This window comes from Bacillus cereus group sp. MYBK245-2 (assembly GCF_051916145.1).
GTDB classification, from domain to species: domain Bacteria; phylum Bacillota; class Bacilli; order Bacillales; family Bacillaceae_G; genus Bacillus_A; species Bacillus_A pacificus.
Genome location: NZ_JBQAGB010000020.1, coordinates 48,013 through 73,476 on the forward strand (window position 1 = coordinate 48,013; position 25,464 = coordinate 73,476).

The window sequence follows — 25,464 nt, forward strand, 5'->3', positions numbered from 1 at the left end:
TTCCTACTAAAACCGCATTAAATTTTTTCCAAGTACAAATAAACATTTGGTAAAATATGCTACAATAAACATATAACATACTAGAAAGGAACGATATATATGAGTAATGATAACAAATTAAAGTTATTACAATACTTAGCCTTCTTCCCTACCATTGTATGTATGATGTTACTAGTTGATATAAACGCCTATCCTTATGCAAAACTATTAGCAACAATTAGCGGCTCTTTTGCAGCTATTATGCTTGCTGCTTTTTGGAATTTGAAGATACGTATGAAGAAAGAAAAATCTTCTTAACGCCAAAACATAAAAAATCGAGCCTACACAGCTCGATTTTTTTATTACTATTAAAACTCAACATTCTCCAAATACAAACCACTCGCCTCAGCAAGGCAATTAATCTGATTACGTTGTTTCGCCTCTAAAATCTGTGGAATCGCCTCTGCATCTAATTGTCCTAACCCAACTTCAATTAATGCTCCAACAATTTTTCGGACCATGTTATGAAGGAATCCGTTACCACTTACTCTAATTTGTACAAATCCTGCTTCTTCCATCACTTCAAGTGTATATACTTCTCGCACCATAGACTTTTTCTTTGATTTTGCATTTGAAAAAGCAGTAAAGTCATGTGAACCAACTAAATGTTTCGCGGCTTCTTTCATGCTTTTCACATTTAATTTTTTATTCACATGCATGCTGTATTTACGCATAAATGGGTTCGTGTGCTCTTCATTCCAAATTTTATAAAGGTATGTTTTTGCTTTAGAATTGTAACGGGCATGGAATCGATCATGTACTTCTTCTACATTCGTAATACTAATATCATTAGGTAAATATTGATTTAAATATTTTTTTACTTTATGTTCCACTAACTTCTCATCACTTTGAAAGTTAGCAACTTGATTCAAAGCATGCACACCAGCGTCTGTTCTACTACAACCGATAATTTCAGTTTCTTTTCCGACCATTTCAGAAATGACACTTTCGATTTTTCCTTGAATCGTATTATCGTTATTACCGAGACGCTGCCATCCTTTAAAACGTGCACCGTCGTACTGAATCGTTAATTTATAATTGTGCATAATATTCTCCTTCATAGAAAATATTCCCTCATACCATGAGGGAATATTAATAAACTTTACTTTCTAACAAGCTTCACTACATTTTCTACATGAGCTGTATGCGGGAACATATCAACTGGTTGTACATATTCCACTTCATAGCTCTTCATTAACGCTTGTACATCACGTGCTAATGAAGAAGGGTTACAAGATACGTAAACAACTTGTTTCGGCTTCACTTTTAAAATTGTTTCCAGTAATTTATCATCGCAACCTGTACGAGGTGGATCGACAACAATTACATCTGGACGCCATCCTTCTTTTACCCATTTCGGTAACCATTGTTCAGCTTTACCTGCTTCATATTTCGTATTTGTAAATCCGTGACGCTTCGCATTTTTTCTTGCATCTGCAATTGCTTCTGGAATTACATCCATACCACGTACTTCCGCCGCATCATTTGCAAGCCAAAGTCCAATTGTACCAACGCCACAATACGCATCTACAATTTTCTCATTTCCAGTTAAGGCAGCGGCTTTTTTCGCTTCATTATATAAAACAACCGTTTGTTCTGGATTCAACTGGAAGAATGCACGTGCTGATAATTCAAATGATAAATCACCAAGTGTTTCTTGAATTACTTCTTTTCCAGCTAATTTAAATGTTTTATCACCAAAAATAACAGATGTTTTACGCCAGTTTACATTTTGCATAATTGATTTAACAGCTGGCATCTGTTTTTGTACTTCTGCAATAAATTGTTCTTTATTTGGCAACTCTTCTTTTGTTGTAATAAGTGTAACTTGTACTTCCCCTGTTTGAACTGCAGTACGTGTCACAATTGTACGTACTAAACCTTTTTGTTTTTTCTCATTGTAAATAGAAACATTTAATTTTTCTAAAATACGTCTTACAACTTTTGTCGCTTCATTCGTTGCTCTATGTTGAATCATACAATGAGCAATATCAATTAACTGATGTGAATTTTGTTTATACAGTCCTGTAATAACCTTTTCGTCTTTACGCCCCACTTGTAGTTGACTCTTATTACGATAATGCCATGGATTTTCCATGCCTAGCGTCGGACGAATTTTCTCTTCCAAACCGTTGTTCATATACTTCTGGAATGCTTGTACAACGATATCACGCTTTTGATTTAATTGTTCTTTATAGTCTAAATGTTGCAATTGGCAACCGCCGCACTCTTCATATACCGGACATGGCGCTTTCACGCGATGTGGTGAAGCTTTACGAACCTTTTTCACTTTCGCTTCAGCGAAGCCACGCTGAATTTTCGTCGTTTCAGCAACAACTTCTTCTCCTGGTAATGCCCCTGGAATGAAGACAACTTGTCTCTTAAAATAACCAACGCCTTCTCCGTTAATCCCAAGACGTTTAATTGTCACAGGAAACGTTTGACCAACTTCCAACTTACTCTCATGTTGCTTTTGTATCATTATTACACCTCTACTCTATACTTTTCCATAAATATAACGCTGCATAACTGCAGTATGGTTCACACTCTTGTTTCACGTTTTCTAAAAATGCATCATCAGGTTTATCATCTAATTGAAATACACCTTGTACTGCACGCTGAATCCCAATGTCTGCTTTCGGAAACATATTTTTCCGTCCAAGCCCAAACATTAAAAAGTTTTGCACTGTCCATGCACCAATCCCCCTAATTGGTAACAATTGTGCTGCAACCCCTTCTTCTGTTTCGTTTTCTATTCTAGCTAAATCTAACTTACCACCTATAATACACTTTGCTAATCCTACCATATATTCAGCTTTTCGCTGACTAAACTTCTGCTCTCTCAATTCCTCTATTGAAATATTTGCTACTATTTCTGGAGTGGGGAAAAAGAATACACCGTTCTTCTCTGTTCCATATCGTTTCACAAACTGTTCTGTTAACACAGTAGCAAATTTCAAATTTATTTGTTGATGAATGATACAGCGAAGAAGACAAGCAAAATAATCGAATTCTAAAATAATTGGAGTATAAGCATATGTTTCAAATAGTGGACGTAATGATGTGTTTAAAAAATGATTTTGTATATCTTGAAACGGTTCATTCCAATGAAAAATGGCCCTCATTCGTTTCATGACTTTCTCTGAATCTCCTGTCTGACTAGAAATCCAAAACTGTGGATTTTGAACAGTACCAATCCCTTGCAGGCGAACAACAATCTGTTCCTCGTCTATACAAAGCGGGACATAAACAACTTTCTCATCTAATTGAATGACGTTAAGAGGATCAAAAGATAAACGTTTTAACACTTCTTCAAAATGATACGGATACTCTAACGTAACATGTTCGCTCCACATACGTTTCCCCATCCTTTTTACACATCATTATAGCATGAGAAAACCGCAAGCATACATGCTTACGGTTGATTGCTTTTTACTAAGTCATCTAGACTTTTAAAATGATACCCTTTCTCGCGCAAATCATCAATGATTTTTGCAAGTGCTTCTGCATTATCTTTTGATATGGCATGAAGTAATAAAATAGATCCTGGATGAATCATCGTCATAACATTATTATGCGCATATTGCCATCCTCTTTGCTGATCTACTTTCCAATCCAAAAATGCAAGTGACCAAAATACATTATAGTAGCCCATTTCTTTCGTAAGGGCTAACGTTCTTTCACTAAATACACCGCGCGGGGGACGTACATATTTCACTTCTTTTTGCCCAGTTACTTTTTTAATTTCTTCCGTTACACTCGTTAATTCTTCACGAAGTTTCTCATCGTTTACCGCTGTGAAATCAGGATGGCTCCAAGAATGGTTTCCAATAATGTGTCCTTCATTCTTCATTCTTAACAATAAATCTTTTTGTGTTTTAATGTAATGCCCCGTTACAAAGAAAGTTGCTGGTACTTTTTTCTCTTTTAATACGTCTAAGATTTTCCCTGTGTATCCATTCTCATAACCATTATCAAATGTTAAATAAATATCTTTTTTCTTCGTATCCCCTAAATAAAAACCGCCATTTTTTTGTAGTAAATCTGTATATAACTTTCCTGCATCTGGTACTGTTTCATTTTTAGGGCGCGGGATTCCCCAGTTATGTGGAGTATTTGTATAAGCTAATGCCGAAACTGGAACAAGTGCCATCATAATTGAAAAAATGAGACCGATATATAACCATTTATGTTTCATAAATAGTCTCCTTTCCATATATAATCGTACTTGTAGTTTCTGTTGCTACGCATTCTTTCATGCTGAACATGTTTTTCTATATATACCAAAAAAATGCATCTCGAATGATTCGAGATGCATTTTTGTTTACTTAAATACTGGCTCTTTAAAGCTAGCTAATTTTTCAAGTGATGTTTTATCAACATCTGCATGTAAGCTATTACCGTGGGAATCCATTGTTACAACTGCTTTAAATCCATCGATACGTAAATGCCACATTGCCTCTGGAATACCAAATTGTAAGAAATCAACATCTTTCACTTCTTTAATACATTCAGCATAATATTGCGCTGCACCACCAATTGCGTTTAAATATACACCGCCGTGTTCTTCTAAAGCTGCTAATGTTTTCGCACCCATACCGCCTTTTCCAATGACAGCTCTAATACCGAATTTCTTCATAATGTCACCTTGGTACGGTTCTTCACGAATACTTGTCGTTGGACCTGCCGCTTTAATTTGCCAATTGTCATTTTCATCTTTCACAACAACTGGACCACAGTGGTAAATAATTTGCCCATTTAAATCTACTGGACAATCGTTATCCATTAAATGCTTATGAATTGCGTCACGACCTGTATACATCATGCCATTAATTGTTACAACATCACCAACGCGAAGTTCACGAATTTGCTCTTCTGTAATTGGTGCTTGTAATACAATTTCACGTTGCTCTGTTTTTTCTTGTAATTCTTGCTCCAGTGTATCTTCACCTTCTTGATATAACCAATCCATAATTTCACCTGTTTCAGGATGGATTGTTACGCCAAGGCGGCGATATGCCCAGCAATTATACGCCACAGATACGTAGAAACTAGCTGGCAGACGGTTATATACGCCAATTTTACAACCAAGTAAAGTTGTTTCTCCACCAAATCCCATCGTACCAATGCCAAGCTTATTCGCATTTTCTAATACGTACTCTTCAAGTTGTTGTAATTCTGGGATTGGATTAACATCATCTAATGTACGGAATAATTGATTTTTTGCTAATTCGTAACCTGATGTGCGGTCTCCCCCGATACCAACACCAATTACACCTGCACTACATCCTTGACCTTGCGCTTGATATACTGCATGAAGAAGGCATTTACGAATCCCTTCTAAATCACGGCCAGCTCGTCCAAGTCCTTCTAGTTCGCATGGTAAGCTATACTGAATATTTTTATTCTCACAGCCACCACCCTTTAGGATTAAACGTGCATCAATATAATCTTTTTCCCATTGTTCAAACTTAATTACCGGTGTACCTGGTCCTAAATTATTTCCACTATTGTCTCCAAAAAGAGAATCAACAGAATTTGGACGAAGTTTACCATCTTTTGTCGCCCGCTCAAGCGCATTATAGATGGCTTCCTTCAACTTTAATTGGTTCACACCAACTGGTGTATAAATTTTAAACGTTGGCATCCCTGTATCTTGGCAAATTGGCGAGATGTTATCATCAGCCATTTTAATATTATTTGTAATTGTGCCAAGTGCCATCGCAGAACGAGTCCCTGCATTTTCTCGCTCTTTCGCTTGTTGAATCGCACGACGAACATCTTTCGGTAAGTTCGTTGACGTTTCAACAATTAGTTGATACATGCTTTCTTGAAGCTTTTCCATTGTTACTTCCCCCTCAATTGTGAACGCTACCAAAACGTTATGAGCTGAAAATTTCATTGTTATGCTCTTTCACTTTTTATTTGTTTCACGCTATTCAAGCATAAATGAAATTTTTCACAACTTGATTATACCTCTTTTTCTATCGTCCTTCTATTATCCACACAGAAAAAGGCTACCAAATTGGAATTGGCAGCCTTTTTAATATATTATTCGTCTTTTTTAAATTGCTCACATTTTAATTCTAATTCATCTAACATTGCAAGAAGACGATCTACATCTTCTAATTCTACTTCTTCAGGTTCAATTGTATCAATTACTTCAATGAACATATTTAAACGTTCCTTTAAATATACTAATTGTGTATCTTTATCTTGAATTGCTTTTCCCATGAAGGCACTCTCCTTTTAATTCGAGTTGCTTTTATTATACCGCAAAAATGATTACAATGGGTATGTAATTTCATCAATTTTGTCACGGTTATTCACTATAATGTAAGCCCTCTCTCTTTTTCCTCTAAAAAGTTTCACTTTATAAAAAGTACATATTCTTCTATTATAGAGAATGGACAAATTGTTATTTCAATAGTCAAAGGAGTATTTCATATGACGATATCACAAAAAATGAAGCCGATTACTCCTTCTTACGATCCATGGGAAGCGTATATGGACCTTGAAGAGTACGGCAAACTACTATTAACAAATGTTGAGTTTACAACGACGACGTTATGCAATATGCGCTGTGAGCATTGCGCTGTTGGTTACACGTTACAGCCGAAAGACCCGAATCCGCTTCCGATGGATCTTTTATTAAAACGATTAGATGAGATTCCTCATTTACGTTCTTTAAGTATTACTGGCGGAGAACCTATGCTTTCAAAAAAATCCGTCGACAACTATGTAACACCACTCTTAAAATATGCCCATGAACGAGGCGTTCGCACTCAAATCAACTCAAACTTAACTATAGATTTAGCACGTTACGAGCAAATTATTCCTTATTTAGACGTACTGCACATTTCTCATAACTGGGGAACAATTGATGATTTCGTTGAAGGTGGATTTGCAATGATGGAGCGTAAACCTACGTATGAACAACGTGCAAAGTTATTTGAACGAATGATTACAAATAGTAAAGCTCTATCAGATGCAGGTGTACTTGTATCTGCTGAAACGATGCTGAATAAACGAACTCTACCACACATTGAACATATTCATCGTCAAATCGTTGACGAAATGGGATGTAAACGTCATGAGGTTCACCCAATGTATCCAAGTGACTTTGCGAGTAATCTAGAGATTTTAACAAAAGCTGAAATTCGTGATGCAATTGAGCATTTACTAGAAATTCGCGATGAAAATGTATGGATGTTATTTGGAACTTTACCTTTCTATGCTTGTAGCGATGACGAGCGAGACATTGCCACATTTAAAAAATTACAAAAGAGCAAAAATGTCACAGTTCGTAATGATCCGGATGGCCGTTCTCGTTTAAATGTAAATATTTTCGATGGAAATATTATTGTAACGGACTTTGGTGATGTTCCACTTCTAGGAAACATACAAACAAATACGTTACAAGAAGCGTATGAAAAATGGAGCGCTTCAAAAACAGCAAAATCATTAAGCTGTCACTGTCCTGCAGTAAAGTGTCTTGGACCGAATGTTCTTGTAAAAAACAGCTACTATCCGACAGAAGATTTCTTATCAAAAACAGCAAATATTACATTATAAAAAAACGTCAGCTTATAAGCTGACGTTTTTTTATGTTATTGCGAGTGAGAAGAAGAAATGAATTTAAAATACAAATGATCATGAATTGGAATAGCCGCTCCAATTCCTTGAGAAGTAATATTTTTTACAACGAGCCTTTTTTGATTTCCCTTTAATACAAGGTATACTTCTCCAAATGTTACTTTCCCTTTTTCATTTACTGCTGGTGTATAAGCATATAAATATCCAAGTTGACTCGGACTAATGTTATACACACGTTCATGTCCTGTGCCATAACCAATAGTCGTTTTAAATGAAAGCGGCAATTGTACCTTTTCAAGTGCTTTGAGAAGCATCATTTTCTTCACATCTGCAGCATCTTTCATATCTGCTGTTAAATCGCCTTCAACCGTCTTTTGCGTTTCTTGCTTATAGCGTAGCGGATATAGGCGATCTCCTCCTCGATTATCATACACATTGCGATTTACTTGTTTATATTCCCAATTGATTGATGTATCAACCGATTCATAATGCAAAGCCCATTGACCTAAATAAATCTTCGCTCGGTACCCTACCGCAAGCGGCGCATTCGAAATTGTCGTTTCATTAAACATTCGAATTAAGTCTGGGTTTTCGATTTTAATATTCGCTGTTTTCAATAGTTCTTGAGCAAACTTACTCGGCTGCAAACGCGGTAAATCTTGCGCATCATTCGGAAACGTATTGTCTTTAGAAATATTTAAAACAGATGAAGGCATTTTTGTTTCTACCGTTGTCTTTGCAAAACTCATGTTAGGAAATAATAGAATAAACGAGACCATAGTTGAAAGACATATGCTGTATACTCGTTTCACCTGTCTGGCTCCTTCCTATGTAAAGGTATATATACTACTTTGTTTATTGTTTTCTCTGGGCACAATTGTTATGCCTATTTTTCATAATAAATAAAAACCAATTCCCATAATGACATACGCTGCTAATAAAGTACCACCTTCAAACCAATTTGTATCTCCATCATTTGAAATCGCAATCGTTAAGAAAACAGCTGTAATCATAGAAACAAGTTCTGGTATCGTAAATACTAAAGGCATCCTTTGCGTGAAGAACATAGAAAGCAGTACTAATACAGGAGCAACAAACATGGCAATTTGTAATGTAGAACCTATTGCAATCTCAACTGCAATGTTTACTTTATTTTTATACGCCATAATAATTGCAGATGCATGTTCCGCTGCATTCCCGACAATTGCGACGATAATAACCCCTATAAATAGTTCTGACCAACCAAATGATTTTGCAACTGTCTCAAATGTATGCACGAGCGCCTCTGACACATACGCTACCGCAATTGTTGCTATCGCTAAAATGAGTAATGCTTTCCCTTTCGACCACTCTGGTTCTTCCTCATGAGCGACTTCATCACTTTTATGCTGATATACACCACGGTGCGTAACTAACTTAAATAGCAATGCAGCAAGGTACATAATAATCATAATAATCGAGACACCTATACTTAACTGATACGTCTTTCCAGCGTCCATCTTCATTGAAAAAATCTCTGGAATAACAAATGCTACTACTACAGCAAAGATTAATAAAGCCGAATTATGCCTTGCATCATACACATTAAAACTTTGTCTTTTATATTTAAGCCCTCCCACAAAGAAGGATAGCCCTCCTACTAATAATAAATTTCCAAGTACAGAACCCGTTAAAGAAGCTAACACTACCTCAATTAATCCTGCCTGAAGTGCAAAAATTGAAATGATTAGTTCAACAGCGTTACCGAAAGTAGCATTTAATAATCCACCTATTCTAGGACCAGATACAATTGCCAAACTTTCTGTCGCTCTCCCCATAAAACCCGCTAATGCGATAATCGTAATACAATACACAGCGAACATAATTGTTTGAGGCCAATGAAGTGTTTTCCCAAGTACAGACAGTGGTACACCTATAAGCGCTACTATAAGAAATATTTTATTAAACATGCTTTTCATCCTTCCATCGTATGTATTTCTCCTCGATATTATTATTATTCTTCTCCTAACTTGTCCGATTTCATCACAATTGCGTTTAAAAAATCGGATTGAAGAAAACAGTATGAAAGATATTTAAATTATCTTGTTGAAACAGACAGAATTATAAATTATGAAAAGGGGTTAAAATTATGCACTTAAAAGAAAAAATCGCAACTATTATTCAAGGTCAACGTACCGGTGTATTATCTACAGTACGAAATGAGAAACCTCATAGCGCCTTTATGATGTTTTTCCACGAAGATTTTGTACTATATGTTGCAACAGATCGACAATCAAAAAAGATAACAGATATTGAAAACAATCCAAATGTACATGTACTACTTGGTCGTGAAGGAAAAAAATTAGATGAAGATTATATCGAAGTGGAAGGCTTAGCCTCCATCGAGGAAGACTCCACATTAAAAAACAAGTTTTGGAATAATAGCTTAAAGCGTTGGTTACTCGGTCCTGAAGACCCTAATTATGTACTAATTAAAATCAACCCCGATACAATTTATTACATCGATGGTGCCGGTACGACGGAGCCCGAGTTTTTACGACTATAAAGTGAAACAAGCCCCCCTTTAGGTGGGCTTGTTTTGTCGAAAAGTTCTTCTGAAAAAAACAATAAAATAGGTGGAACTTTCTAAAGATTCTGTTATATAATAGAATTAACTTAAATAAACTGTATTAAAACAGATTGAGAGGAGAAATAAAATTGATGAAAAGAGAAGAACGTAAAAACATGATTGAGTTTATCGAAAAGAAAAAAGGGATTGAGCGTGACGAATTATTGTTTATGACAGATGATGAAGTAGAACATATTTATAATGTAACGTACTTTTTATATGAAGAAATTGCAGAGTAGTATAATAATCCCCACCTTATGAAAAATATAAGGTGGGGATTATTTCGTTATCTATCCAGCTCTTTGTGAGGCGGTAAAACCCCATTCACTTTATACGTGAGAATGATTTTCATGTATAATAATGTAAGATTGGAGGAATTTTACTATGAGTTCATGGCTCTTATTCGCACTATTATCAGCAATTGCTGCTGCCCTTGTATCTATTTTCGGTAAGATTGGTTTAGATGGAATCGATGCCAATGTTGCTACGACAGTTCGTTCTATTATCATGGCATTATTTATGGTAGGCGTTATTATTATACAAGGTAAATTTCAAAATATTGGCGACGTACTTCTAAATAAAAAAGCACTGCTTTTTATCACATTAAGTGGAGTTGCAGGTGCTTCGTCATGGCTATTTTATTTTCTTGCACTTAAAACAGGAAAAGTTTCACAAGTAGCTCCTGTCGATAAATTAAGCGTCGTATTTTCTATCATTCTCGCCATGATTATACTCGGCGAAAAATTAAACTTTATGACTGGTATTGGTGTTGTCTTTATTACAGCTGGTGTACTATTTATTGCTTTCAGCTAAAAAAACCGCTACTCGCGGTTTTTCTTTTTCTTTATGTAAAACCATACGACACATGTAACAACTACTGAAATGGATAAAATCCATATTCCATAATGATGCAAACTATACTCAACAAAACGCCACTTCTCTCCTAACTTCCAGCCAAGTCCAATAAAAACACTTATCCAAATAAACGCACCACCGTAAGCGTACAAACAAAAACGCCAAAGTGTTAAATTCGACATCCCAGCAAAATACGCTGTTAAATGACGTACTCCTGGGATAAAATAACCAACTATTAAAAGAAATGGGCCATATTTTTCAAATAAAATATGTGTTTTTTCAATGTGATGTTCCTTAATTCTAATTTTCGGTCCATACTTTTTTAAAACAGGGAGTCCAAGTTTTAAACCTAATATGTAACTTAATGTAATCCCTAACATCGCACCAGCCATCCCACTTAAAAACGCAGCAGTTCCTGACATAACGCCTTTTGAAACGTTATAACCAACGAAAGTCAATAAAAACTCGTCTGGTATCGGTAATCCAACAATCCCACCGGCCAAAGCTATAATAATTCCAAAATACCCATAATGTGCGATTAACTCGCCAATATGTTGTTCCATTCGGAAGACACATCCTATACACGATCGTTATTCCATATTGTGCCCTTTCTATCTTTCAGACAAACATGGTATACATATTCACTATACATTGTTTTTATAATGAACTCTACTTCTATCCATTCCTTTAGTAGGAAGAAATTGAACTATTAATCAGTGACCTCGCTCATTCTTAGTGCACATCAATCATGTGCTAGACTCCCGCCTTCTTCCCTTATATCTATCTCTTCTTGAAGGGCTAATCTTACTATCCACAAATACCGGGATTAAAAAATAAAAATTCATATGCTTGTTTTTTTGTTACAATAAAGGAAAGTTACTTTTCGCAACGGTTTAACTCTCAGGAAAAATGATATACCTAGCAAAAACATAGTTTGGTCGATATAATGCAACTTCTACCTATTAAAAGAACATGCACCCTTTACATACAACATCATTTTTCTAAATTATACAGGGGGAACGAACATGACCATTGAAAATCAATTTATCCAAAAGGTTTACTATAAAACATTTTTAACGGAAGAAACTTCTACTCCAGTATCAGAAGTACTCGGTGAAGCATATATAAATGAATCTACAAATGAATTCTCCAACATTTCTAATATTCGCTTTGCTCAAGGTGAATTGTATTACCAAAATAAAGACTTTGAATCAGCGATATTTAAATGGGAGAAAGTAAATAATGAGCTTGCACTTTGGGCAACCAAAAATATTGCAGATGCTTATTTTGAACTAGGATTCTTACCAAAAGCAGAAGAAATGTATCAATCTATCCAAACGGAAGATACAACTCTTACAATGGAAGTTTCCTTACAACTTCTTTCTCTTTATATCGAACAAGATCGTTTAGGTCTAGCATTTAAGACGATTAGTGAAGCTGTTGCATTTCAACCTGACTATCCAAATATTACTTCAATTGCTCGCTCGTTCTATGAAAAACAAGAAGATTGGAATAACGCCATCGAACTTGCCGTTCAAGAAGGAATTCGAACAAAATCATTACATTGGTTCGATACTTTAATTAATTATGTGAATCAAGGATTTACGAAACAAATCAAACCAGAATATTTCTATGAATCTTTAAAAGCTTTATATGCAATTGATCAAGTCCAATTTAAGGAACTTGTTATCGCTCTTTGGAACAGCTATCAAAATGAAAAATCACATCTACCTTGGATTCAAACAATCAATCATTTATTCTTACATATTGAGACAGATAACAATGACGATTGGCATGAAATTGTTGAACGCTATCAAGATACGTACTTTGAATTAATTACTGGTGAACATTTCATGCATGAAATGCAAGGACTTGTACCTGACTTATTAACAAATTGGTTTAGTTTAACGAGAGCAAAAGACGCCCTATTCGTCTCTGCTGCAGTGTTAGCCTGGAATGAAGTTTCACCTACAACTTTAGAGTCATTACTCGTAAAAAGTGCGGGAGCCCTACTCTCTAATTCAACAGCTGAAACAAATGTAAATATGGAAACTGTTTCTCATTTATTCGAAACAATTGCTGTATGGGCTGAAAAAAATGATGTAGATTTAAGTCATCAATTTACGTTACTCGTTCATGAACTATGTGATTTAAATGTTACAAAATTACTAATTGCGGGAACTAGTGACCATGATAAATTATCATTCGTCAATTCAATATTAGGAGAGAACATCTTAACTGAAACTATAACAACTCCTATTCTATTTAAAGATGATAGCCAAACTGAAATAACAGAATTCACTGCGTTAGATGTGCACAATATACCGAACTTTGATGAATTCCATCAAATAATGGCTACACCTGAACAATCAGAACTTGAGAACAAATGTATAGAAATTAAATTACCAAGTAGATTTTTGAGAAAGAATAAATTTGCATTTCTTGTTACACCATCTTTTGGAGGACAAGTGGATAAAAACAGCTCATATTTTGAATACTTACAAGCCGCAGATAGCCTTATTTACGTATTAAATTCTGCTTCATCGTTACATGGTGAAGAACTTGATACATTACTTTATTTACGTGAACAAGTACCAAACTTACAAATTCATTTCGTATTACATACAAATAGTGCGGATACGAATGAAAAACTAATGAGTAAGATGAAAGTCCATTTCCCAAATGCGCAGTTCTTCCCATATTCTCCTTCACAAGAGGGGAGCCAGCAACTTGGGGACGTGACAGAGTCTATTCTTTCTAATCTAGCAGAACGAGATATAGAACAAGAACGTATCGAAAAACTAATATGGTTTACTCAAAAGACAATCGCATACCTTGTAAATGAACGTGTGGAATTAGAAAATACATTAGTCAAATCAGTACGCTGGAATAAACATATCTCAGTAAAACTAAACGGATTTATTAACAATCTTACTGCTCTTGAAAAAGATAAAATTCGTTCTATTACAGAATCTTATCTTTTAACGAAAGAAGAAATCACACGAGATATCCATTCTCAAATTCCTGAATTATTACAGAGCTGCTCTGACCTTGTTCAAGAAGATAGTGATTTCAAATTAGTTCATGAAGAATTAAATACTGCGATGAACGAACGAATTCAAAAACATGTACAACAGGTACTTCTTCCTAAATTTACTGGGTTTATTCAAGAGTGGATTGAAACAGCACATAATGAATTTATTCAGGCTCAATCTTATTTAGATGAAATGAGTGAAACGTTTAATAAATTATATAAAGAAGAACGTATGAAACTTCCTTGCGATTTCAAATTACTAGATGATTGGCATCGAGATGTTGTACGTATGACAAATAGAATTACAGTATCGAACATCAATATTTTATTACGCTTTACACCAACACAATTTTTCTTAAAGAGTGCAGGAAAACTGTTTGGTAACATGCAAAAAAATCAATCTATGCTTGCAAACAAATATAAACAATACATTGAAACGGAAGATTATACGGAAATTGCTCAAACAATCTCAAAACAATTCTTCCTTCAATTTGAAGTATTTGAAGGCGCATTAGAACGAGATATCATGATGTTCTTTAAAGATCCACTTAGCATATTGAAACAAAATGTAGAAGCCGCTCAACTTGAAATACAGGAAGACGAGCAAACATTAGCAACGTTAAGAAGCAATCCAGAAACTTATCACGATCCGTTAGCATTCTTTAAACTGCAACTATTGCAGCACAAATTCGTTTTAAGTACGAACAAAAACAATGAAGACGTCTATGAATTTAATGAGTCTCCTACGATTTAACATAAAGTGAAACTTTAATCAGTGGGGGGGCTTCATCCCCCACTGATTATCAGCCCTCACCAATCGGACTTTTATGGGCAGCCCGACCCCCACCTAACTTCCTTGCTTTCACTGAATTTTGAGGTGAGGGTCTTACTGCCCATTAAAGCGGGATAAAAAACCAAGCAAACTGAAATTTGCTTGGTTTTTTACTTTAATTCATTATTTTCATATGTTCAAATGGATAATAAATTGCCGCTAATTCTCCTAATACATCCGCTTTATCAATGAGTCCTAAACCATTTCTACTATCTCTGCTTATTAAGCGATTATCTCCCATAACAAAAATCTTATTTTTAGGAACTGTAATCGGTCCAAAGTCCTCCGTTAAATTCATAAGTTTTTTTTCAGCCTGTTTTTTATTACTATACAAATACGCTTCCTCTATCACTTCATGATTCACATATAATTGATCATTTCTCACCTCAATAACATCGCCAGGCAAACCAATAACCCTTTTCACATAAAAATTATCTGTCTTTACAACAATAATATCTTCTCTCCCATAACTTTCAAATTGCTTTGCCAACTTATTCACAATCACCTTATCCCCATCTTGTAACGTTGGCTTCATAGACGCCCCTTTTACAGTCGTAGGAAAAAACACGAAAATTTTCGCCAAAAACACGAGCAAACAAGCAATTGCAATTGTTCCAAAGAATTCACGCAAACGTTTTTTCTTTTGCATCATTCCACCGTCTCATTATCTTTTTACTTTTATTATAAAGACTTCAACCATGTATTTTCCACAAAATTCTGAATTATAAAATTCTAATATTACAAAAATACAAATAATAATATTCAAGAATGTATTATTTTGATATACTATATCTTGCATTTATCATTATATTTTTAGTTACTTAGGAGGACTTTTTCTATGAAAGTTATGCTTAAAAATGAAAATACCGGTCAAATTAAACAAGCAAAAATTGGTTTTAGTTGGACTGTATTTTTCTTTGGTTTCTTCCCTGCTATATTCCGTGGAGACTGGAAATGGTTTTTAATTATTTTAGTCGCTAGTATGTTTACATTCGGATTCTCTAACTTAGTCTTCTGCTTTATTTACAACAAGCTTTACATCAATGATTTATTATCCCAAGGTTATAAAGCAGCAGATGAATACAGCCTTTCTGCTCTACAACAAAAAAACATTGTAGCATAGTAACAAAAAAGATACTCTTCAAATAGTCTATCCACTATTCGAAGAGTACCTTTTTATATTCCCACATATACAATACACATTTGAGCCGCTACATATGTAAACCAAATCCAAAGTGGTTCATACTTTAATTTGCGTCCTCCAATATCTGTCACGCCAATAATAAAATCAGAAATGACAAATAGTAAGCCACCAAAAGCTGGTATCCACCATATTCCTGTATTCTCATAGTATAAGGCGAACGCAAAGCAAGCCATGCCTCCAACCCACAATCCGTAAATGAGCGCTCCTATCGTAAACAATTTATCCTGTTTCTCATTTCGAATAAAGAAGAACCATCCTATAATGAGAAAGAGTCCGTATACGAGTAAACCAATCCAAAAACCATTCCATGAAATGCCTGTTTGCAAAAATGCTTTTACATAAAAACAATGCGCAAGCGCGAAAGTAATCATCCCTCCAATTAGCCTGTGACCAATTGGAATTAAACCTGCCATAAATAAATCCCCTACAGTTGATAACGTCATCCCTAGTGCAACCCACGTACTATAATCTACTGATGGATCTTGTAACCATATCCAAATTGCACTTGCTGTTAAAGAAAAACTAAGAATAAGACGCACCGCTAAAGGTAACGGCATGTTATTTCTTGTTTTTTTCGTCTGCCCTATTGCGTACATTGCACCAATTAAAAAAAGAATGATTTGTCCAATTAATACCATATAAAGTAGATTCATAATATGTTCTCCTCAATAAATGCTTTTTGTATCTTTTTTCGTGACACCTAGTCTATTATCCTTTTTCTATACAAAAAAAGAAGAACAGTACTGTTCTTCCATTGTAATCGTCTTCCCTTTGCCTATGCTACTTGTTTTTCTTGTTCTATTTTTTGCTTAGCTGGTGTCCGATTCACCACAATAATTCCCGCAGCTACACACGCTAAACCGAATAGTACGAATGAGTGAATTGCTTCTCCTAAAATCATGCTCGATAATAGCACACCAAATACGGGTATGAAGAACATATACATTGATACTTTTCCAACCTTGTTGTACTTCATAATTGTATTCCAAATGCAAAATCCTGCTGCGGATAAGAAAGATAAGTAAATCAGCATAAGTATTGCATGTACACTGAATGTAAATGGCATAACTCCAACTTGCAAAGCCCCTATACATAATAGCCCGATAGAACCAAAAATCATTTGGTATGCTGTCATATAGCCAACATCTAATGTTTTACTACCTTCTTTCGCCAATATATTCCCATACGAGTACAACATTGCTGCACTCAGAAGTAATAAACTACCGATTCCGAAATGGAATGACAAACTACCATCACTCGGTACATTTACTAAAACGACACCACAAAATCCGATAGAGACTCCAATTATTTTTCTCATATTGAGCGCATCGTCTTTATATAAGAAGTGCGCGAGTAAAATTTGAAAGAATGATGATGTTCCTGAAATGATAGCTCCTTCAATACCAGAGCTATAACTCATCCCAATATAAAAACATATATATTGAAGAAATGTTTGAAATAAGCCAATTTGTACTAACTGCTTCCCCGTTCCTTTTTTGAAGCTCATATCTTTTCCTAACGCTTTAAAGAAGAATAAAAGCATAACCCCAGATAAAAAGAAACGATAGCCAGCAAATAATATTTGCTCTCCAACTTCTTGTGGCTGAATTCCAAGTTCAGCATAACTTAATTTAATAAAAGGAAATGCGCTTCCCCATAAAAAAGTTGCTACTATTGCAGCAATAAATACGCCAATCGGATGGGTAAAAAATTTCTCTGTCTTCACTTGTTGTCTTCCTTTCCGATCTTTTTATGAACAGTATTCATATATACCAAAGGAATTGAGAAAACACAAGTTTTCAGTTTCTAAACAAACAAAAATATATCATCTAACGAAAACATATGCTATACTATAGAATAATTACAACATAATAACTATTAAAATCAGTTTCAACAGAAATGCTGCTATCCATTATGGATGGCAGCTTTCGTCGTTTTATAGGGGTTTCGATTTTGATTCTTTTTCTCAATAAGAATTTGGAAGGAGCGAGTAGTAATGAACTCAGAAGTAAAAACATTACAAGTACAAAAGTCTATTTCTCATCCCTCTTTATGGGATACATTAAAGAAACATTATGAACTTATATTTGCAATCGCATCTGGTATTTTCATTTTAGCTGGTTGGTTATTCACAAAGAACGATGTAATGAATGTAGGCATTACTTGCTATATCCTTGCTTATATAGTTGGTGGATATGCAAAAGCAAAAGAAGGTATTGAAGATACAATTGAGGAGAAAGAGCTAAATGTCGAAATGCTTATGCTCTTTGCTGCTATCGGCGCTGCAGTCATTGGCTACTGGGCAGAAGGCGCGATTTTAATCTTTATCTTCGCACTAAGCGGTGCGATGGAATCTTATACATTAAGTAAAAGTCAAAAAGAAATTTCAGCGCTTCTTGATCTACAACCTGAAGAAGCATTACGTATTTCAAACGGAACTGAAGAACGTGTTCCTGTTGGACGATTACAAATTAACGACATTATTCTAATTAAACCAGGTGAGCGCGTTCCTGCTGACGGTACAATTCATAGCGGTGAAACAAATATCGATGAGGCAGCGATTACTGGTGAACCCATTCCAAATGAAAAAAAATATGGTGATGAAGTATTTGCTGGTACTGTAAATTTACGCGGTGCTATCGAAGTTACAATTACGAAGCCGAGCGATCAAACATTATTCCAAAAGATTATCCGTCTCGTTCAAAGTGCACAGAGTGAAAAATCACCATCACAACTATTCATCGAAAAGTTTGAAGGAACATATGTAAAAGGTGTACTACTCGTTGTTGCGCTTATGATGTTCGTCCCTCATTTCTTGCTGGATTGGAGCTGGAATGAAACGTTTTATCGCGCTATGATTTTACTTGTAGTCGCATCTCCTTGTGCACTCGTTGCTGCCATTACACCAGCAACGTTATCTGCTATTTCTAACGGCGCAAGAAACGGAATTCTCTTTAAAGGTGGCATACATTTAGAACGTCTCGCTTCAGTAAAAGCTATTGCCTTTGATAAAACAGGAACATTAACAGAAGGAAAACCTACTGTAACAGATGTATATGTTCGAGAAAATATGACAGAAAAAGAAGTACTTTCTATTACAGCAGCAATTGAAAGTCACTCTACACATCCTTTAGCTGAATCTATTGTGAAATATGCAAAACATGCGTATGACATTACATTAAAAAAACCAGAAAACGTTGAAGATGTAACTGGTTTTGGGCTAAAAGGAATATTCGAAAACAAAGCTTATAAAATAGGTAAAGCTGATTTTATCGGTGAAGAAACAAAGACATTTCATAATGGTATTTCTGCCTCACTTGAAAAAGAAGGTAAAACTGTGGTTTATATTAGTGATGAGGATGGCATCCTTGGACTTATCGCTTTAAAAGATACTCTTCGCCAAGAGACAATAGCTGCTATTCGCGAATTACAAAGCATCGGTGTCGAGGCCATTATGATTACTGGAGATAATGAAGAAACAGCAAAAGCTATTGCCTCTGAAAGTAATATAAAGGAATATTACGCATCATGCTTACCAGAAACAAAGGTTGAAACGATTAAAAAGCTAAAAGAAAAATACGGGACAGTAGCAATGGTCGGAGATGGTATAAATGATGCCCCTGCACTCGCTACTGCTAGCATTGGTGTAGCGATGGGAGAAGGAACAGACGTAGCTTTAGAAACGGCAGACGTTGTACTTATGAAGAACGAGTTATCTCGACTTTCACAAGCAATTCGTTTATCAAAACGAATGAACCGTATTGTAAAGCAAAACGTAATCTTTTCACTAGCTGTAATTGCAATGCTCATTTGTTCAAACTTCTTACAATTTTTAGCTCTTCCATTCGGTGTTATCGGGCATGAAGGAAGTACGATTCTTGTTATTTTGAATGGCTTACGATTATTAAAAGGAAACAAATAAGAACGGGTCCCTCATAGAGGACCCGTTTTATTTTAGTGATAGCTATTATGCCCGTTCGCACTACCACTCGTTTTATGCTTTGGATGCGAACTGCTCTTTTGCTTATTGTTATTTTTATTGTTGTGATTCTTTTTATTATTACTCATGAAATATCCCCCCTGTTCCTTTTTATTATGGAACAAGAGCTCACTTTTCATTACGGGAATTATTGTCACCCGTCCTATAATGATGGAGTAAACCATTAATTTCGCCGCCAAGTAAAATTACCCATCCAGTTAAGTAAAACCATAACATTAAAATAATAATACCACCGAGACCACCATATGTATTGGCGTAATTCGCAAACTTATCTACATAATAAGCAAATGAGTACGATACCACAATCCATCCTACAGTAGCAAATGTTGCTCCTGAAATGACTTCTCTTCTTTTTAATTTTCGATCTGGTGCAAATGTATATAAAAAACTAAACAATGCAAATAACACGAAGAAACTCGCTACTAAACGCGTAATACTCCACACGTAAGAAAAGCTATCCGATAAACCAATTGCTTTAAATACAGCTGCCCCAATGACTTGTCCAAACACTGGAACAATTAGCGCAAACACAATCATAAAAATAATCGCTAACGTAAACACAATTGATAAAGCTCTCGTTTTAATAAAAGAACGTGTTTCCGTTACATCATACGCACGGTTAAAAGCATTCATCACCGCATTTACACCATTTGAAGCAAACCATAGCATTGATAATAAACCAAATGATAATAAACCACCATTTTGCTCATTTACAACTTTATCAACGTTTACTTCAATTAAAGACATTGCATCTTCGGGTACGTACGGTTCTAATAAGTTGAGCACACTTTCTGTTTGAAGGTCAATGAATCCAAGAAGCGTAATTAAGAAAACAAGCCCAGGAAAAATCGCAAGCAAGAAGAAATAAGCGAGCTGTGCTGCCAAGCCCGCTACATCATCGCGCATCGTTCGGTCATATAAATCTTTACCAAACGAATAAGTACGATTTCTTCTCACCTTTTCTAAAATTTTTCTCATATATGGTTAAACGCTTTTCTTCTCTTCTTTATCTTGCTTCAACTCAATGTACGCTTCAGTTTTTTTTTCCTCTACATTGGAGTCTTTCATAAATAGTTCACGCGCTTCTTTCATACCGCCATCTTCAGCAACTACCGGCTCTTCTTCTGCCTTCAGCTCATCTACCTTTGGAGAAACAGCTTGAATTTCAATCGTTTCTGGCTTCTCTGCTGGCTCAACCTTTTTCTTACTAAAAATTTCTTTCGTTTCTTTTAACGTCTCTACAACAGACGGCGTCAATTTTTTAATTTCTGCTACTTTTGCTTTCACTACATTTAAATCAGCAAGTTCGCGTCCTTTATCTGTAACAGTTTGCACTTTTTCTTTGATCTTTGCATTTTCACCAATTTCAATCATCTTGGTTTTTGCTTTTTCTGCAGTATTTTTTACTTTTTCACGGTTTTCTTTCTTCAACATAGATACAGCTACACCTGCAGCTACACCAATCGCAATGTTTCGAGCAATATTATTTTTCTTTGCCATATTCCTTCACCCTTTCATTTCTTATGTTAGAAAGTATTTCTTTCTAAGCTTCCTCATATTCCTTGTTCTTTTCGAATGAAAGCTAATAGCTTTGCACACCCTTCTGTTACAAGGTCATATACTTCTTGGAAATTCCCTGTATAGTAAGGGTCGGGAACGTCTGTCCAGCCACCGTCTGGAACAAAATCGGACAGCCTACCAATATAGCCTCCAGTTTTACCTAAACTTTTTAAATCTGCTATATTCTTGTTGTCCATGGCAATAATATAATCAAACTTTGTTAAGTCTTCTTTTTCTACTTGCCTTGCTTTAATTCCTTCAAAAGTGACTGCATTTTCTTTTAAAATTTTTTGTGTTCCTTTATGTGGCGGATGGCCAACATGCCAATCTCCAGTTCCTGCAGAATCAATGACAATTTTCTCTTCGAGTCCCTCTTTTACGACAAGATCTCGAAAAATCGCTTCTGCCATTGGAGAACGGCAAATGTTCCCAAGACAAACAAACAATACTTGAACCATATTTTTGTTTCTTCCTTTCTTGGTGCATTTCTTTATATATACTTATAGTATAAACAACCAATTATTAAATATAAAGGAAATCCCTACTAATTTAATAGGATTGAAAAGATTCATTAACGAAAATGATAAAAAATGTTAAGATAGCCTTATGTTATTTTAAAGGGGGACACTTCGGTGGATTTATCCGTAAAGTCAGAAGAAAACGTTGAATATATGGTCGAAGCTATTAAAGAAAAATTACGTATGGTTAATGCTGGAGCGATGAGAGCTGCTAGCTTTAATGAAGAAATGTACGAAGACTTACGTGACATTTATGAGCATGTTATGAAACGTGAAACATTCAGCATTAGTGAAATGCAAGCTATTACAGAAGAATTAGGTACATTAATTAAAAAGTAAAAAGCCTCGTTTATGAGGCTCTTTTTTATTTCCAACAAATTCATGACAACTCTTCTCTTTCCCTCAAGCAACTGTAAAATATTGTACAATAGAAGTAGAACCTTACCTTAGATTTTTTCTCCATACATACTACTCACAAATAATAGCAACACTACCATTGCTAACTGTTTTTACTGGAGGTGCTTACTTATGAGCAATTGGTACAGTAAGACGAAAGATCAAACATTAATCGACTTAGAAACAAATGAACAACACGGTTTAACAGAAGAAATTGCAAGTGAACGTTTAAAGCAATACGGTTCTAATGAATTAGCTACAAAACAAAAACGCACTTTATGGCAACGTATTTTCGCCCAAATTAATGACGTCCTCGTATATGTCCTTATTATTGCTGCTCTTATTTCAGCCTTTGTAGGTGAATGGGCTGATGCAAGTATTATTGCACTCGTTGTAGTTTTAAATGCTGTTATCGGTGTCGTCCAAGAATCGAAAGCAGAACAAGCTTTAGAGGCATTGAAAAAGATGGCGACACCTAAAGCTATCGTCAAGCGAGATGGTGAACTAAAAGAAATTCCATCTGAGCACGTCGTTCCAGGTGATATCGTTATGCTCGACGCCGGACGATATATCCCATGCGATTTACGCCTTATCGAAACCGTAAATTTAAAAGTTGAAGAATCTGCTCTAACTGGTGAATCTGTCCCTGTTGATAAAGATGCAATCTACCACCCTTCCATGCAAAGTGATGAACAAGTACCACTCGGTGATCAAAAAAACATGGTCTTCATGTCTACCCTTGTAACATACGGAAGAGGCGTCGGTGTTGCTGTTGAAACTGGAATGAACTCACAAATTGGTAAGATTGCTACCCTGTTGCATGAAGCAGACGATGATATGACACCACTTCAAAAAAGCTTAGCACAAGTCGGAAAGTATTTAGGCTTTGTTGCTGTAGCGATTTGTATCGTTATGTTTCTCATCGGCTTTTTACAAGGACGAGATACACTAGAAATGTTTATGACTGCTATTAGTTTAGCCGTTGCAGCTATTCCAGAAGGTTTGCCAGCTATCGTTTCCATCGTTCTTGCAATTGGTGTGCAGCGTATGATTAAACAAAATGTTATCATTCGGAAACTACCAGCTGTCGAAGCTCTCGGTTCTGTCACAATTATTTGTTCAGATAAAACAGGTACGTTAACACAAAATAAAATGACCGTTACTCACTTTTATAGTGATAACACATACGATCAATTAGAAAATTTAAATGTAAATAATGATGTGCAACGTCTATTGTTAGAAAATATGGTGCTATGTAACGATGCGTCTTACAACAATGAATCACAAACGGGAGACCCGACTGAAATTGCTCTTCTCGTTGCCGGAAGCACTTTTAATATGCAAAAAGATTATTTAGAAAAAATACATGAACGTATTAATGAGCTACCTTTCGATTCAGATCGTAAAATGATGTCAACTGTACATACATACGATGAAAGCTACTATAGCATGACGAAAGGTGCTATCGATAAGCTCTTACCTCGGTGTACCCACATATTGAAAAACGATAAAATCGAAGTTCTAACAGAGGCTGATAAAAATCAAATATTAGAAGCTGCCAGGGCAATGTCCCGAGAAGCTTTAAGAGTACTTTCATTCGCATTTAAACAATACAATTCAAGCAATGTGGATATAGATCATCTCGAAGAAAACCTCATCTTTATTGGTCTTGTCGGTATGATTGATCCACCGCGAACTGAAGTAAAAGATTCCATTACAGAATGTAAAAAAGCCGGTATTCGCACAGTTATGATTACTGGTGACCATAAAGATACCGCCTTCGCCATTGCCAAAGAACTTGGCATTGCTGAAGACATATGTGAAATTATGATTGGAACTGAATTAGATAACATTTCAGATACAGAACTAGCAAGCAAAATTGATCACTTACATGTATTCGCTAGAGTCTCTCCAGAACATAAAGTAAAGATCGTAAAAGCATTACGTGCAAAAGGCAATATCGTTTCTATGACTGGTGATGGCGTCAATGACGCTCCATCTTTAAAACAAGCAGATGTTGGCGTAGCGATGGGCATTACAGGAACAGACGTTGCAAAAGGGGCAGCGGATGTCGTATTAACAGATGATAATTTCTCATCTATCGTGAAAGCTGTTGAGGAAGGTAGAAACATTTATCGTAACATAAAAAAATCAATTCTCTTCCTACTCTCTTGTAACTTCGGAGAAATTATCACTTTATTTTTAGCCATTTTACTCGGCTGGGCAACACCACTACGACCTATTCACATTTTGTGGGTAAATTTAATTACAGATACGCTGCCTGCATTATCACTTGGGGTGGATCCTGAAGATCCTGATGTGATGAAGGAAAAACCACGACATGCGAAAGAAAGCTTATTTAGCGGTAGCGTTCCTTTCCTTATTTTCAATGGGGTTGTCATTGGACTTTTAACGCTAATAGCCTTTATCGCCGGAGCAAAGTTCTATACTGGAGATACAAATTTATTCCCTCTTTTCCCAGAGCGAATTGATGAGGATGCTCTATTACACGCTCAAACGATGGCATTTGTCGTTCTTAGTTTTTCTCAGCTCGTTCATTCATTTAACTTGCGTTCAAGAACGAAATCAATTTTTTCAATTGGGATTTTTACAAATAAATATTTAGTCTTCTCCCTTCTTATCGGTGTTCTTATGCAAGTTTGTATCATCTCCATTCCGCCCCTTGCAAATATATTCGGTGTGCATGCATTAACGCTGCGAGATTGGGGATTTGTTCTCTTATTAAGTATCATTCCGCTCGTTGTGAATGAAATCATTAAATTAGCGAAGAAAAACTAAAAGGCAATGAGGAATAGTCCTCA

The 25,464-nt window shown here is 35.6% G+C and carries 25 protein-coding genes; 10 read left to right on the plus strand and 15 right to left on the minus strand.

All coding sequences use genetic code 11. The features are described from left to right. Positions 1–99: 99 nt before the first annotated feature. Entirely contained in the window at positions 100–297 is a 198-nt protein-coding gene (locus ACTFRN_RS24485) for a hypothetical protein (protein WP_000063916.1), read from the plus strand. A 50-nt stretch (positions 298–347) separates the two neighbouring features. On the opposite strand, the gene truA is transcribed toward ACTFRN_RS24485, so the two are convergent. From truA to ACTFRN_RS24515, 6 genes are all read right to left on the minus strand, one after another. After that, positions 348–1,085 (minus strand): tRNA pseudouridine(38-40) synthase TruA, encoded by a 738-nt coding sequence (truA, locus tag ACTFRN_RS24490; protein WP_000553123.1) that lies wholly within the window; start codon positions 1,083–1,085, stop codon positions 348–350. Between the two features lie 56 nt (positions 1,086–1,141). Further along, the gene (gene rlmD, locus ACTFRN_RS24495) at positions 1,142–2,521 is read right to left on the minus strand and encodes a 23S rRNA (uracil(1939)-C(5))-methyltransferase RlmD (protein WP_000615225.1); all 1,380 of its coding nucleotides are present in this window, start codon (positions 2,519–2,521) and stop codon (positions 1,142–1,144) included. Positions 2,522–2,531: 10 nt separating this feature from the next. Next, positions 2,532–3,395: a DNA-3-methyladenine glycosylase family protein gene (locus tag ACTFRN_RS24500; protein ID WP_000269453.1), complete on the minus strand. Its 864-nt coding sequence runs from the start codon at positions 3,393–3,395 to the stop codon at positions 2,532–2,534. Positions 3,396–3,454: 59 nt separating this feature from the next. Beyond that, a complete protein-coding gene (gene pdaA, locus ACTFRN_RS24505) occupies positions 3,455–4,237 on the minus strand; it encodes a delta-lactam-biosynthetic de-N-acetylase (RefSeq protein ID WP_000681212.1) in 783 nt (260 codons plus the stop codon). A 126-nt stretch (positions 4,238–4,363) separates the two neighbouring features. Then, entirely contained in the window at positions 4,364–5,884 is a 1,521-nt protein-coding gene (fumA, locus tag ACTFRN_RS24510; RefSeq protein WP_088106204.1) for a class I fumarate hydratase, read from the minus strand. Between the two features lie 206 nt (positions 5,885–6,090). Then, positions 6,091–6,273, minus strand: a complete 183-nt coding sequence (locus tag ACTFRN_RS24515; protein ID WP_000513558.1) for an SE1561 family protein — start codon at positions 6,271–6,273, stop codon at positions 6,091–6,093. A gap of 213 nt (positions 6,274–6,486) precedes the next feature. On the opposite strand from ACTFRN_RS24515, the gene yfkAB reads away from it, so the two are divergent. Then, positions 6,487–7,614, plus strand: a complete 1,128-nt coding sequence (yfkAB, locus tag ACTFRN_RS24520; RefSeq protein ID WP_000156010.1) for a radical SAM/CxCxxxxC motif protein YfkAB — start codon at positions 6,487–6,489, stop codon at positions 7,612–7,614. Between the two features lie 35 nt (positions 7,615–7,649). On the opposite strand, the gene ACTFRN_RS24525 is transcribed toward yfkAB, so the two are convergent. Together ACTFRN_RS24525 and cax are read right to left on the minus strand one after the other, a co-directional pair. Next, complete coding sequence (locus ACTFRN_RS24525; RefSeq protein WP_014893338.1) at positions 7,650–8,447, minus strand: YfkD famly protein; 798 nt, start codon at positions 8,445–8,447, stop codon at positions 7,650–7,652. An 81-nt stretch (positions 8,448–8,528) separates the two neighbouring features. Next, complete coding sequence (gene cax / locus ACTFRN_RS24530; protein ID WP_000482144.1) at positions 8,529–9,584, minus strand: calcium/proton exchanger; 1,056 nt, start codon at positions 9,582–9,584, stop codon at positions 8,529–8,531. Between the two features lie 179 nt (positions 9,585–9,763). Here cax and ACTFRN_RS24535 point away from each other — a divergent pair, with 179 nt between their 5' ends. The 3 genes from ACTFRN_RS24535 to ACTFRN_RS24545 all read left to right on the plus strand — a co-directional run bounded on the left by ACTFRN_RS24535 (position 9,764) and on the right by ACTFRN_RS24545 (position 11,056). After that, a complete protein-coding gene (locus tag ACTFRN_RS24535; protein ID WP_000550219.1) occupies positions 9,764–10,180 on the plus strand; it encodes a pyridoxamine 5'-phosphate oxidase family protein in 417 nt (138 codons plus the stop codon). A 155-nt stretch (positions 10,181–10,335) separates the two neighbouring features. Further along, positions 10,336–10,482, plus strand: coding sequence for a BH0509 family protein (locus ACTFRN_RS24540; RefSeq protein WP_000817786.1), 147 nt, complete (start codon positions 10,336–10,338; stop codon positions 10,480–10,482). A 145-nt stretch (positions 10,483–10,627) separates the two neighbouring features. Next, positions 10,628–11,056 (plus strand): EamA family transporter, encoded by a 429-nt coding sequence (locus ACTFRN_RS24545; protein WP_000100306.1) that lies wholly within the window; start codon positions 10,628–10,630, stop codon positions 11,054–11,056. 8 nt (positions 11,057–11,064) lie between these two features. On the opposite strand, the gene ACTFRN_RS24550 is transcribed toward ACTFRN_RS24545, so the two are convergent. Then, entirely contained in the window at positions 11,065–11,661 is a 597-nt protein-coding gene (locus ACTFRN_RS24550; RefSeq protein ID WP_016716373.1) for a DedA family protein, read from the minus strand. A gap of 462 nt (positions 11,662–12,123) precedes the next feature. On the opposite strand from ACTFRN_RS24550, the gene ACTFRN_RS24555 reads away from it, so the two are divergent. Beyond that, a complete protein-coding gene (locus ACTFRN_RS24555; protein WP_088106203.1) occupies positions 12,124–14,886 on the plus strand; it encodes a tetratricopeptide repeat protein in 2,763 nt (920 codons plus the stop codon). Between the two features lie 193 nt (positions 14,887–15,079). Here the strand turns inward: ACTFRN_RS24555 and lepB are convergent, their stop codons facing one another. Further along, on the minus strand, positions 15,080–15,616 hold the full coding sequence (gene lepB / locus ACTFRN_RS24560) for a signal peptidase I (RefSeq protein ID WP_000983296.1): 537 nt from the start codon (positions 15,614–15,616) through the stop codon (positions 15,080–15,082). A gap of 186 nt (positions 15,617–15,802) precedes the next feature. On the opposite strand from lepB, the gene ACTFRN_RS24565 reads away from it, so the two are divergent. Continuing rightward, a complete protein-coding gene (locus ACTFRN_RS24565) occupies positions 15,803–16,087 on the plus strand; it encodes a hypothetical protein (protein ID WP_000867043.1) in 285 nt (94 codons plus the stop codon). Between the two features lie 53 nt (positions 16,088–16,140). Here the strand turns inward: ACTFRN_RS24565 and ACTFRN_RS24570 are convergent, their stop codons facing one another. Continuing rightward, positions 16,141–16,821: a lysoplasmalogenase gene (locus tag ACTFRN_RS24570; RefSeq protein ID WP_001051060.1), complete on the minus strand. Its 681-nt coding sequence runs from the start codon at positions 16,819–16,821 to the stop codon at positions 16,141–16,143. Positions 16,822–16,943: 122 nt separating this feature from the next. Further along, positions 16,944–17,894 (minus strand): DMT family transporter, encoded by a 951-nt coding sequence (locus ACTFRN_RS24575; RefSeq protein WP_000845690.1) that lies wholly within the window; start codon positions 17,892–17,894, stop codon positions 16,944–16,946. Positions 17,895–18,164: 270 nt separating this feature from the next. On the opposite strand from ACTFRN_RS24575, the gene ACTFRN_RS24580 reads away from it, so the two are divergent. Further along, positions 18,165–20,090, plus strand: coding sequence for a heavy metal translocating P-type ATPase (locus tag ACTFRN_RS24580; protein WP_001083789.1), 1,926 nt, complete (start codon positions 18,165–18,167; stop codon positions 20,088–20,090). A gap of 186 nt (positions 20,091–20,276) precedes the next feature. On the opposite strand, the gene ACTFRN_RS24585 is transcribed toward ACTFRN_RS24580, so the two are convergent. From ACTFRN_RS24585 to ACTFRN_RS24595, 3 genes are read right to left on the minus strand one after another with little or no spacing between them, the layout of a single operon-like run. Further along, entirely contained in the window at positions 20,277–21,146 is an 870-nt protein-coding gene (locus ACTFRN_RS24585; RefSeq protein WP_001226530.1) for a YihY/virulence factor BrkB family protein, read from the minus strand. A 6-nt stretch (positions 21,147–21,152) separates the two neighbouring features. Continuing rightward, on the minus strand, positions 21,153–21,668 hold the full coding sequence (locus ACTFRN_RS24590; protein ID WP_001085393.1) for a DUF4075 domain-containing protein: 516 nt from the start codon (positions 21,666–21,668) through the stop codon (positions 21,153–21,155). Positions 21,669–21,721: 53 nt separating this feature from the next. Then, positions 21,722–22,186 (minus strand): low molecular weight protein-tyrosine-phosphatase, encoded by a 465-nt coding sequence (locus ACTFRN_RS24595; protein ID WP_000250909.1) that lies wholly within the window; start codon positions 22,184–22,186, stop codon positions 21,722–21,724. Positions 22,187–22,360: 174 nt separating this feature from the next. On the opposite strand from ACTFRN_RS24595, the gene ACTFRN_RS24600 reads away from it, so the two are divergent. After that, a complete protein-coding gene (locus ACTFRN_RS24600; protein ID WP_000366197.1) occupies positions 22,361–22,585 on the plus strand; it encodes a DUF1128 domain-containing protein in 225 nt (74 codons plus the stop codon). Between the two features lie 189 nt (positions 22,586–22,774). Further along, on the plus strand, positions 22,775–25,441 hold the full coding sequence (locus tag ACTFRN_RS24605) for a cation-translocating P-type ATPase (protein WP_088106202.1): 2,667 nt from the start codon (positions 22,775–22,777) through the stop codon (positions 25,439–25,441). The last annotated feature ends 23 nt before the right edge of the window (positions 25,442–25,464 follow it).